Raw genomic sequence first — 9,660 nt, forward strand, 5'->3', positions numbered from 1 at the left:
GCCCCCCCCGCCGCGGCCCCCCCGGGGGGGGCGCCCCCCCCCCCCCCCCCCCCGGCCCGATCGCCGGACGTCCCTCGCTGTCGAGACCGACCAGCGCCGCCGGCGGCAGGCCATGCGCCGCCGGGTCGGCCACGGCCCGCAGCACGCCGAAGGGCAGCCCGGCTTCCGCCGCGGCCGCCGCCACCGCGGCACTCTCCAGATCGACGATGACGGCGCCGCTGTCGCGATGCAGCCGGGCCTTGGCCGCGGCCGTGTCGACGATGACGTCGCCGCCCCAGACATCGCCGCGAACGGCGCCGGGCAAGGCGGCTGCGAGCCGCGCCGCCAGCTCTGGATCGCAGCGATAGGCCGCCGCGCCCGTCGCCACGGCGGTGCCGATCACCATGTCCCCGGTCGCCAGTTCCGGCGCCAGCCCGCCGGCGATACCGAAGCTGAGCAGCGCGGTGGCCCCCTGCCCGGCCAGGTCACGCGCCAGCCGCTCCGCCCGGGCCGGATCGCTGGCCGAGCAGGCGACCAGCGGCGAGATCCGCCGCGCGATCTCCGCCTCCTTCGCCAGTCCGGTCAGGATGCCGAGCATGCGAAGCGCTGATTTGAATACTCTCCCCCTCCCCTTGCGGGAGGGGGTAGGGGGAGGGGGTTGTCGATCAAGGGACGCCCCGGCGGTCGATCAAGAGCCGGCTCGTTTTGGCGAGAGCCCCCTCCCCCTGCCCCCTCCCGCAGGGGGAGGGGGAGGATAAGAGGAAGCAGCCGGTCTTTGCCTCGACCTCTCACATCCCGACCTCGACCCGGCCGCTGTTGCTGTCGCGCAGGCGGCGATAGCGGGACAGGGCCCAGGTCGGGAAGAAGGCCGGGTAGCCGTGGTAGCGCAGGTAGAACACCCGCGGGAAGCCGACCGCGGTGAAGCTCGGCTCGTCCCACAGCCCGTCGGCGCGCTGATGCGCCGACAGCCAGGCGACGCCGCGCTCGACCGCCGGATGCCCGGTCTCGCCCACCGCCATCAGCCCCAGCACCGCCCAGGCGGTCTGCGACGCGGTCGAGGTGGCCGGCGTCATCTCCGGCTTGCCTTCGTAGTAGCTGTCGCCGGATTCCCCCCAGCCGCCATCCTCGCGCTGCTGCGCGATCAGCCAATCGACCGCCCGGCGGATCATCGGGTCCTGCGGGTCCATGCCGATGGCGTTGAGGGCGCACAGCACCGACCAGGTGCCGTAGATGTAGCTGGTGCCCCAGCGCCCGAACCAGGAGCCGTCGGCCTCCTGCTCCTGGCGCAGGAACGCGATGCCGCGAGCCACCGCCGGGTCGTCCATCCGCCGGCCGAGCTGGCCCAGCATGCTGAGGCAGCGCGCCGTGACGTCCGAGGTCGGCGGGTCCAGCAGCGCGCCGTGGTCGGCGAAGGGGATGTGGTTCAGGTAGTGATAGGTGTTGTCGACCTCGAAGGCCGCCCAGCCGCCATTCCTGCTCTGCAGCCCGAGCAGCCATTCGACGCCGCGGTCGATCGCCTCGCGGTAGCGCTCCGGGTCGGCCCGGTGCATCGCCATGACCACCACCGCGGTGTCGTCGAGATCCGGGTAATGCGCGTTGTTGTACTGGAAGGCCCAGCCGCCCGGCCGCACATCCGGCCGGCGCTCGGCCCAGTCGCCCTTGACGTCCAGCACCTGGCGCGGGACCAGCCAGTCGAGTCCCCGCTTGGCCCGCGCCACCGCCTCGGGATCGTTCGACTCCAGCAGCGCGTGCGCGGTCAGCGCCGTGTCCCAGACCGGCGACAGGCAGGGCTGGGCGTAGGTGACGCCGTCCACCGTGTCGACCAGCTTCTCGACCGAGGCCCAGGCGATCTGCAGGTCCGGATGGTCGTCCGGATAGCCCAGGCATTTGAACATCATCACGGAGTTGGCCATGGCCGGGTAGATCGCGCCCAGCCCGTCCTCGCCGTTCAGCCGCTCGGTGACGAACTCGACCGCCTTGCGGATCGACTTCTCGCGCCGCGGGAAGAACGGCTCGATCGGCCGCAGCACCCCGTCCAGCCGGCGGAAGAACCGACCCCAGAAGCTGCCGTCGACATGGACATGCCAGTTCTTCACCTGCTCCGGCGGCTCGACCATCAGCTCCTGGATCGACAGCGCGCCCGGGTTCGCCGGCCGCGGCTTCTTCGCCATGATCACCAGCAGCGGCACGATCACCGTGCGGCTCCAATACGACACCTTGTTCAGGTGGAACGGGAACCAGGAGGGCAGCACCATGATCTGCACCGGCATCACCGGCACGGCGCGCCACGGCACCTGCTCGAACAGCGCCAGCAGGATTCGGGTGAAGACGTTGGAGCGGGCGGCGCCACCGGCGGCCAGGATGGCGGCGCGGGCGCGGGCCATGTGCGGCGCGTCCGGGTTGTCGCCCGCCGCCTTCAGCGCGAAATAGGCCTTCACGCTGGCGCTGATGTTGAACGGCCCGTCATGCCACAGCGGCCAGCCGTCATGGGTGGCCGACTGGATGCTGCGGATGTAGTCGGCGAGCTTCGCCTCCTTCTCCCGGTCGACCACGCCGAGGAAGTGCTTCAGCAGGATGTATTCGGCCGGGATGGTGGCGTCGGCTTCGAGGATGAAGGCCCAGTGGCCGTCCTCGCGCTGCAGGTCGAGCAGCCCGCCGACGCCGCGGCCGATCGCGTCATCGAGGCTGGCGCGGGTGGGCCCGGCGAGGTCGTCGGTCTGGAAGGAGGGGCTGGAGATGGTCATCGGGACGGATCTGACGGCTGACGGGACAGGTCGGGCGAGGCGCCGGGCTGGTCGTAGACGCGGCCCTTCCAGGCCCCGCCGATGCCGGCCCAGTGGCGCCGCGCCGAATCGATGGTGGCGCCGAGATACACCAGCGCCGCAAGCGGCAGGAAGGGCGCCCACAGCGGCGAGCGCCGGTAGAAGCGCAGCATCGGCAGGTAGCTGCCGCTCATGATCGCCCAGGCGGCCAGGGCGACGTATCGTGCCGCCCCCTCCCCCAGGAGGGTCAGGGCGGGCGGCGCGATGTAGGTGACGATCAGGCCGGCGACGGTGCCGAGCAGCAGCCAGGGCGAATAGCGCAGCTGGGTATAGGCGGTGCGGGCGACCATGCGCCAGATCTCGCCGACATCGCCGTAGACGCGCAGGCTTTCCGCCTCGTCGGTGAGGTCGAGCCGGATCCGGCCGTTGCGCTTCAAGGCCGCGGCCAGGGCGCAGTCGTCGATCAGCGCGTCGCGGATGGCGGCAATGCCGCCGATCCGGGCCAGCGCGGTGCGTCGCACCAGCATGCAGCCGCCGGCCGCGCCCGCTGTCGCCTTGTCAGCCCGGTTCACCCAGGCGAAGGGGTACAGCATCTTGAAGAAGAAGACGAAGGGCGGCACCAGCCAGCGCTCGGCAAAGTCGATGCAGCGCAGCCGCACCATCAGCGACACCAGGTCGAGCCCGTCGGCCTCCCCGCGCGCCACCAGCTGCGCCACATTGCCCGGCCGGTGGACGATGTCGCCATCGGTCAGCAGGATCCAGCGCGCCTCCGGGTCGGCCTGCTCCGCCGCCGCGACGCCCTGCGACACCGCCCACATCTTGCCGACCCAGCCCGGCTGCAACGGCGCGCCGGAGACCACGGTCAGGCGGTCGGACGCGCCGGCGTCCGCCGCGGCGGCGCGGGCGAGGTCGGCGGTGCCGTCGGTCGACTGGTCGTCGACCACCACCACCTGCAGCCGGCCGGGATAGGCCTGGCGCAGATGCGAGCCGACCGCGGCGCCGATGCCCTCGGCCTCGTTGCGCGCCGGGATCACGACCACCACGCCGGGCCATGCGGCCGGCGGCGGCGCCGCGGGCGCGGTCGCGGTCTCCCAGAACCGGCCCTGGAACAGCCACAGCTTGAGCCACGCCGCGAGGCTGGCGAGAGCGAGGACCAGGCCGATCATGTCAGGTAGCCGTTCTCGCGGAACCAGTTGAGCGCGTCGACCAGGGCCTGGCGCGCCGGCCGCGGCCGGTAGTCCAGCGTCGCACGGGCCTTGTCCGAGGAGAAGTACATGGTCTTGCGGGCCATGCGCAGCGCGTCGCGCGTCACCATCGGCTCCTTGCCGGTGAAGCGCGACACCGTCTCGGCCACCAGCGCCACCGGCCAGATCGGCCCCAGCGGCAGCCGGATCTTCGGCGCCTTGCGGCCGACCAGGCCGGCGATCTCGGCCAGGATGGCGGAAAGGGCGAAATCCTCCCCGCCCAGGATGTAGCGTTCGCCCGGCACGCCGCGGGCGAAGGCGGCGAGATGGCCCTGGGCGACATCGTCGACATGGACCAGGTTCAGGCCGGTGTCGACGAAGGCCGGGATGCGTCCGGTCGCGGCCTCGACGATGATCCGCCCGGTCGGGGTCGGCTTGACGTCGCGCGGCCCGATCGGGGTCGACGGATTGACGATCACCACCGGCAGCCCGGTCTCGGCCGCCACCTGGCGAGCGCCATCCTCGGCCAGGAATTTCGACTGCTTGTACAGGCCGATCATCTGGCCTTCGGTCGCCAGCGTCGCCTCGTTCGCCGGCCGGCCGTCGGTATGGTGCCCCAGCGTCGCCACGCTCGAGGTATAGACGGCCCGTGAGACGCCGGCCGCGGCCGCGGCGCGCAGGATTGCCGCGGTGCCGGCGACATTGGTGCGCAGCATCGCCTTCGGGTCCGGGACCCACAGGCGGTAGTCGGCCGCGACGTGGAACAGCGCGGTGCAGCCCTGCAGCGCCGGCGCCAGCGAGGCCGTATCGTCGAGGTCGCCGGTCACCGGCTCGACCTCCAGCCCGGCGAGGTTGCGGCGGTCGCTGTTCGGGCGCACCAGCACCTTGACCCGATGGCCTTCCGCCAGCAGCGCGCGGGCCACGGCCGAGCCGACGAAGCCGGTGGCCCCGGTGACGAGGGCGATCTCGGTCATTCGTCCCCGCGGGGATCTGCCGGGAGTAAGGCCTGTCGCGGCATTGTCATCATGGCGGCGACACTGTCGAACCGGACCGGCGACCGCAACCGAAAAAGCCGTAACTCTCCCCTGCTGCGGCCGTTGGTCCGGGGCCGTTTGCCTTGACAATTCAGCGGGGTCTGCGATCTGGTGGCCCGGTCCGGGGCCGCGCGGCGGATCAGCCGCCGCACCATTGTTTCCGAACGGCCCCGGCCGAGGCAAGACAGGCGATCATGACCGTGCCGGCCGACCGAGCCATCGTCGACTCTCCCCCGCCTGCCGGCGCCGCATCGACCGGGCCGGGCGCCGTGGAGCTGGCGGCCAGCAAGACCTCCGGCCAGGAGAACTTCCCGGTCGGGTCCTGGCTGCTGCCGAAACGCCATCGCCCGCATATCGCCACCTTCTACCGCTTCGCCCGCGCCGCCGACGACATCGGCGACGACCCGGACCTGCCGACGGCCGAGAAGCTGGTCCGGCTGGATGCGCTGGAGACCGGGCTGGTCCAGCCGGGGCCGGAGGCCGCCGCCCGGATGCGCGCCTCGATCGCGGCCACCGGAGTCGGGCTGGTCGACTGCCGCGACCTGCTGACCGCCTTCCGCCGCGATGCCGAGAATCGCAGCTGTCGGAGCTGGGACGACCTGATCGATTATTGCCGCTATTCGGCCAACCCGGTCGGCCGCTACCTGCTGCGGCTGCACGGCCAAGCCGAATCGACCTTCCCGGCCGGCGATGCCCTCTGCACCGTGCTGCAGATCCTGAACCACCTGCAGGATTGCGGCGACGACTGGCGCAAGCTGCGCCGGATCTACGTGCCGACCGACTGGATCGAGGCGGCCGGCGGCATCGACCGCTTCTTCACCGCGGACGTGGCCTCCGCGCGCCTCCGCCGGCCGGTGCTCGACCGCTGCCTCGACCTGGTCGACGCCATGCTCGACACCGCCAGCACCCTGCCCGGCCAGCTGACTTCGCGGCCGCTGGCGGCGGAGGTCAGCGTCATGCTGTGGCTGGCTCGCAAGCTGGCGGCCCGGCTGCGCCAGGGCGACCCGCTGCTGGCCCGGGTGGCGCTGAGCAAGCCGGACTTCGCCAGGGCGCTGCGCCCCGGCCTGTCGGTGATGGCCTTCGGCGTCAGGCCGCTGGACGACGCCGCGCTGGTGCGGATGGCGGTGGCCCGCGCCAAATCCTCCTTCGCCTCCGGCATGCGCATCCTGCCGGCCGACGGCCGCCGTGCCATCTACGCCGTCTACGGCTTCTGCCGGCAGGTCGACGACATCGCCGATTCCAGCGCGTCGGTGGCGGAGAAGATCGCCGACCTGCAGGCCTGGCGGCAGCGGCTGGACCGGATCTTCGCCGGCCGGGGCGAGGACCCGCTGGATCGCGAGCTGATCTGGGCGATCCGCCGCTTCGACCTGCCGCGGTCCGAGTTCGACGGCATGCTGGACGGCATGACCATCGACGCCGCGGCCGAGGTGCGGATCGCCGACCGCACCGGGCTGGCGCATTACGCCCGCTGCGTCGCCGGCACCGTCGGCGTCATGGCGGTCAAGATCTTCGGCTGCCCGGACCAGGCCAGCGAGGCCTTTGCCGTGGCCCAGGGCGAGGCGCTGCAGCTGACCAACATCCTGCGCGACGTCGACGAGGATGCCGGGCTGGGCCGCCTCTACCTGCCGGAGAGCTGGCTGCGCGAGGCCGGCATCCCGACCGACGCGCCGATCCCGGCGATCGTCGCCGACCCGCGCATCGCCGCGGTCTGCGCCCGGCTGGCGGCCGAGATCCAGCCGCTCTATGCCGCCCTGCCCGGGCTGATGCCGGCCGGGACGGAGAAGCGGATGAAGGCCGCGCTGATCATGCAGCACAGCTACCGCCGGATCTTCGAGAGGCTGCAGGCCCGCGGCTATGCCGACCGGTCGGTGCGGCCGCGCCTGTCGAAGCGCGAGAAGATCGGCATCCTGCTCTCGGTCCTGCTGAAATGACGGCGCATGTCATCGGCGGCGGGCTGGCCGGCCCCGCCGCCGCGGTCGAGCTCGCCCGCACCGGCGTCCCGGCGGTGGTGTACGAAGCCACGCCCCGGCCCGGCGGCCGCTGCCGCGCCTTCCACGAGCCGGCGCTGGACCGGGTGATCGACAACGGCAACCACCTGGTGCTGTCCGGCAACCGCAACGTCCGGCGCTATCTCGACCTGATCGGCGCCGGCGACCGGCTGGCGGCCCCGGCCCGGCCCGGCTTCCGCTTCGTCGACCTGGAGCGCAACCGCGAATTCACCGTGCGGCCGAATCGCGGCCGGCTGCCCTGGTGGGTGCTGCTTGCCCGGCGTCGGGTGCCCGGAACCCGGCCGCGCGACTACCTGGCGCTGCGCCGGCTGGCCAAGGCCGGGCCGGAGGACACGGTGGCCGGCGTGGTGCCGCCGGGCGAGCTGTATCGCTGCCTGATCGAGCCGCTCGCCGTCTCCGCCCTCAATACCCCGGCCGACGAGGCGTCGGCCCGCGGCCTGTGGGCGGTGGTGGAGCAGACCCTGGCCAAGGGCGGCGCCCGGACCATCCCGCTGATCGCCCGCACCGACCTGGCGGACACCTTCATCAACCCGGCGCTGGAGTATCTGCACCGGCACCGCGTCACGGTGCGGACCGGCATGCGGGTCAAGGCGCTGGAGTTCGAGGAGGGGCGGATCATCGCGCTGGAGCTGGACCAGGGCACCCTGCCCCTGGCGCCGGACGACCAGGTCATCCTGGCGGTGCCGCCGGCGATCGCGGCGCGGCTGGTGCCGGGGCTGACCCCGCCGGAGACGGACGAGCCGATCGTCAACGGCCATTTCGCCATCCCGCTGCGGGAGGAGCCGCACGACATCGCCGGCATCGTCGGCGGCACCGCGCACTGGGTGTTCCGCCGGCCGGGCATCGCCAGCACCACGGTCAGCGCCGCGCGCGGCCTGGTCGACGCGCCGGCGGAGGAGCTGGCGTCGCTGCTGTGGGCCGATGTGGTGCGGGCCTTCCCGGACCTGGCCGGGCCGCTGCCGGCCTATCGCATCATCAAGGAGAAGCGGGCGACGATCCGCCAGAGCCCGGCCGACGAGGCGCGGCGGCCGGGCTGCCCGACGCCCTACCCCAATCTCTGGCTGGCCGGCGACTGGACCGCGACCGGGCTGCCGGCGACGATCGAGGGCAGCCTGCTGTCCGGCTTCCGCGCCGCCGACCATGTCCGCGCCGCCGGGGCGTCCCCAGGAACGGCGCGGAAAGGCAAGGTCAGGCCAGCATCTCGCGGACGAGCGGCATGACCTTGCCGCCGTAGAGCTCGATGCTGCGCATCAGCTTGCCGTGCGGCAGCGGCCCGGCGCTGTATTTCAGCTGGAAGCGCGCGGCGCCGAGTGCGGTGACGGTCGCGGCGATCTTGCGCGCCACGGTCTCGGGCGACCCGACATAGAGCGAGCCGTGCTCGGCCTCGCGCTCGAACTCGCCCTGCCCCATCGGCGGCCAGCCGCGCTCCGCCCCGATCTTGTCGCGCATCCGCTTGTAGTCGGCGAACAGCTCCTCGCGCGCCTGGACATCGGTGTCGGCGACATAACCCGGCGAATGGACGCTGACCGGCAGCACCGGCCGGCCCAGCTGTTCGAAGGCGCGGTGGTACAGGTCGACATAGGGGCGGAAGCGCTTCGGGTCGCCGCCGATGATGGCGAGCGCCAGCGGCAGGTCGTAGCGGGCGGCGCGGACCACCGATTCCGGGCTGCCGCCGACGCCGATCCAGGTCTTCAGCCGGCGCTCGCCCTCGATCGGCGGGAAGACGCTCTGGTTGCGCAGCGGCGGCCGGGTGCTGCCCTGCCAGGTCACCGGCTCCTGCCGCAGCAGCACCGCGAACAGGTCCAGCTTCTCCTCGAACAGCGTCTCGTAATCGCTGAGCTCGTAGCCGAACAGCGGGAAGGATTCGGTGAAGGAGCCGCGGCCGAGGATGACCTCGGCCCGGCCGTTCGAGGCCGCGTCCAACGTCGAGAAGCGCTGGAACACGCGGATCGGGTCGTCGGAGCTGAGCACGGTGACGGCCGAGCCGAGATGAATCTGGCTGGTGCGCCCGGCGATCGCCGCCAGCAGCACCTCGGGCGCGGAGACGGCGAAATCGGCGCGGTGATGCTCGCCGACGCCGAAGAAGCCGATGCCGAGCTGGTCGGCCAGCACCGCCTCCTCGACCACGTTCCGCAGCACCTGGCCGTGCGGCAGCGGGGCGCCGTCCGGCCCCGTGGTCACGTCGCCGAAGGTGTCGAGTCCGAGTTCGAGAGGCTGGGCCATGATGGTCTCTGGGTCACGAGGCAAGTCACGGCAGAAATGGCCACCCCGTGCGGCCGGTCAACTGTCCCGATCGGAAACAGACTGTCCCATGCGCGGACCTTCTCGCCCACTCAATCCGGCCGGAAGCGCCATTTCCGCTCCACCGCCGCGGCCAGGTCGATCCCGTTCGCCCGTGCGAACAGCAGGATGTGGCCGAGCATGTCCGCGGTCTCGTCCGCCAGCGCCTGCCGCAGCTCGGCCTCGGAGCGGCCGTGCGTCCGGCCGCGTCCGGTCAGCTTGTTCGAGACCTGGGTCAGCTCACCCAGTTCCTCCTGCAGCTTGAGCAGGAACCAGTCGGGATCGCGCCGCAGCCCGTTGGCCTCGGCATAGCGGCGGGACGCGTCCTCGAACTGATCCTTCAGGCGGTCGAGCATGGAGGCCTCGGGGAGAGATTGGGACGGCGGCCGCGGGATCCGCCTCAGCGCTCGAA

Annotated in this window: 8 protein-coding genes; 2 read left to right on the forward strand and 6 right to left on the reverse strand. The window is 72.3% G+C overall.

Features of this window, described 5'->3' with window-relative positions; all coding sequences use genetic code 11:
- From AAHM41_RS36555 to hpnA, 4 genes are all read right to left on the reverse strand, one after another.
- Nucleotides 1–577: phosphorylase family protein (locus tag AAHM41_RS36555; protein ID WP_342241559.1), on the reverse strand; the 577-nt coding region annotated here is incomplete at its 3' end.
- Nucleotides 578–767: 190 nt separating this feature from the next.
- Nucleotides 768–2,723: a squalene--hopene cyclase gene (gene shc / locus AAHM41_RS36560; RefSeq protein WP_342241560.1), complete on the reverse strand. Its 1,956-nt coding sequence runs from the start codon at nt 2,721–2,723 to the stop codon at nt 768–770.
- Nucleotides 2,720–3,907: a glycosyltransferase gene (locus tag AAHM41_RS36565; RefSeq protein WP_342241561.1), complete on the reverse strand. Its 1,188-nt coding sequence runs from the start codon at nt 3,905–3,907 to the stop codon at nt 2,720–2,722. The genes shc and AAHM41_RS36565 overlap by 4 nt, the downstream gene beginning before the upstream one ends.
- Entirely contained in the window at nt 3,904–4,899 is a 996-nt protein-coding gene (hpnA, locus tag AAHM41_RS36570) for a hopanoid-associated sugar epimerase (protein ID WP_342241562.1), read from the reverse strand. Before hpnA ends, AAHM41_RS36565 begins: the two co-directional genes overlap by 4 nt.
- Nucleotides 4,900–5,153: 254 nt before the next feature.
- Here hpnA and AAHM41_RS36575 point away from each other — a divergent pair, with 254 nt between their 5' ends.
- Nucleotides 5,154–6,890 carry a squalene/phytoene synthase family protein gene (locus AAHM41_RS36575; RefSeq protein WP_342241563.1) on the forward strand — a complete coding sequence of 579 codons (1,737 nt, stop codon included), beginning with the start codon at nt 5,154–5,156 and terminating at the stop codon, nt 6,888–6,890.
- Complete coding sequence (hpnE, locus tag AAHM41_RS36580) at nt 6,887–8,188, forward strand: hydroxysqualene dehydroxylase HpnE (protein ID WP_342241564.1); 1,302 nt, start codon at nt 6,887–6,889, stop codon at nt 8,186–8,188. The genes AAHM41_RS36575 and hpnE overlap by 4 nt, the downstream gene beginning before the upstream one ends.
- Here the strand turns inward: hpnE and AAHM41_RS36585 are convergent.
- Nucleotides 8,157–9,191, reverse strand: a complete 1,035-nt coding sequence (locus AAHM41_RS36585) for an LLM class flavin-dependent oxidoreductase (RefSeq protein WP_342241565.1) — start codon at nt 9,189–9,191, stop codon at nt 8,157–8,159. The two genes, hpnE and AAHM41_RS36585, sit on opposite strands and share 32 nt — an antisense overlap.
- Nucleotides 9,192–9,301: 110 nt before the next feature.
- Nucleotides 9,302–9,660 (reverse strand): hypothetical protein (locus tag AAHM41_RS36590; RefSeq protein ID WP_342241566.1); only part of this gene is annotated, 359 nt, incomplete at its 5' end.

The sequence above is a fragment of the Inquilinus sp. OTU3971 genome, from assembly GCF_038440215.1.

Excerpts from the sequence above, each read along its gene's own strand:
- shc (WP_342241560.1), bottom strand. The coding sequence starts at position 2,723 with ATGACCATCTCCAGCCCCTCCTTCCAGACCGACGACCTCGCCGGGCCC.
- AAHM41_RS36565 (WP_342241561.1), bottom strand. The coding sequence starts at position 3,907 with ATGATCGGCCTGGTCCTCGCTCTCGCCAGCCTCGCGGCGTGGCTCAAG.
- hpnA (WP_342241562.1), bottom strand. The coding sequence starts at position 4,899 with ATGACCGAGATCGCCCTCGTCACCGGGGCCACCGGCTTCGTCGGCTCG.
- AAHM41_RS36575 (WP_342241563.1), top strand. The coding sequence starts at position 5,154 with ATGACCGTGCCGGCCGACCGAGCCATCGTCGACTCTCCCCCGCCTGCC.
- hpnE (WP_342241564.1), top strand. The coding sequence starts at position 6,887 with ATGACGGCGCATGTCATCGGCGGCGGGCTGGCCGGCCCCGCCGCCGCG.
- AAHM41_RS36585 (WP_342241565.1), bottom strand. The coding sequence starts at position 9,191 with ATGGCCCAGCCTCTCGAACTCGGACTCGACACCTTCGGCGACGTGACC.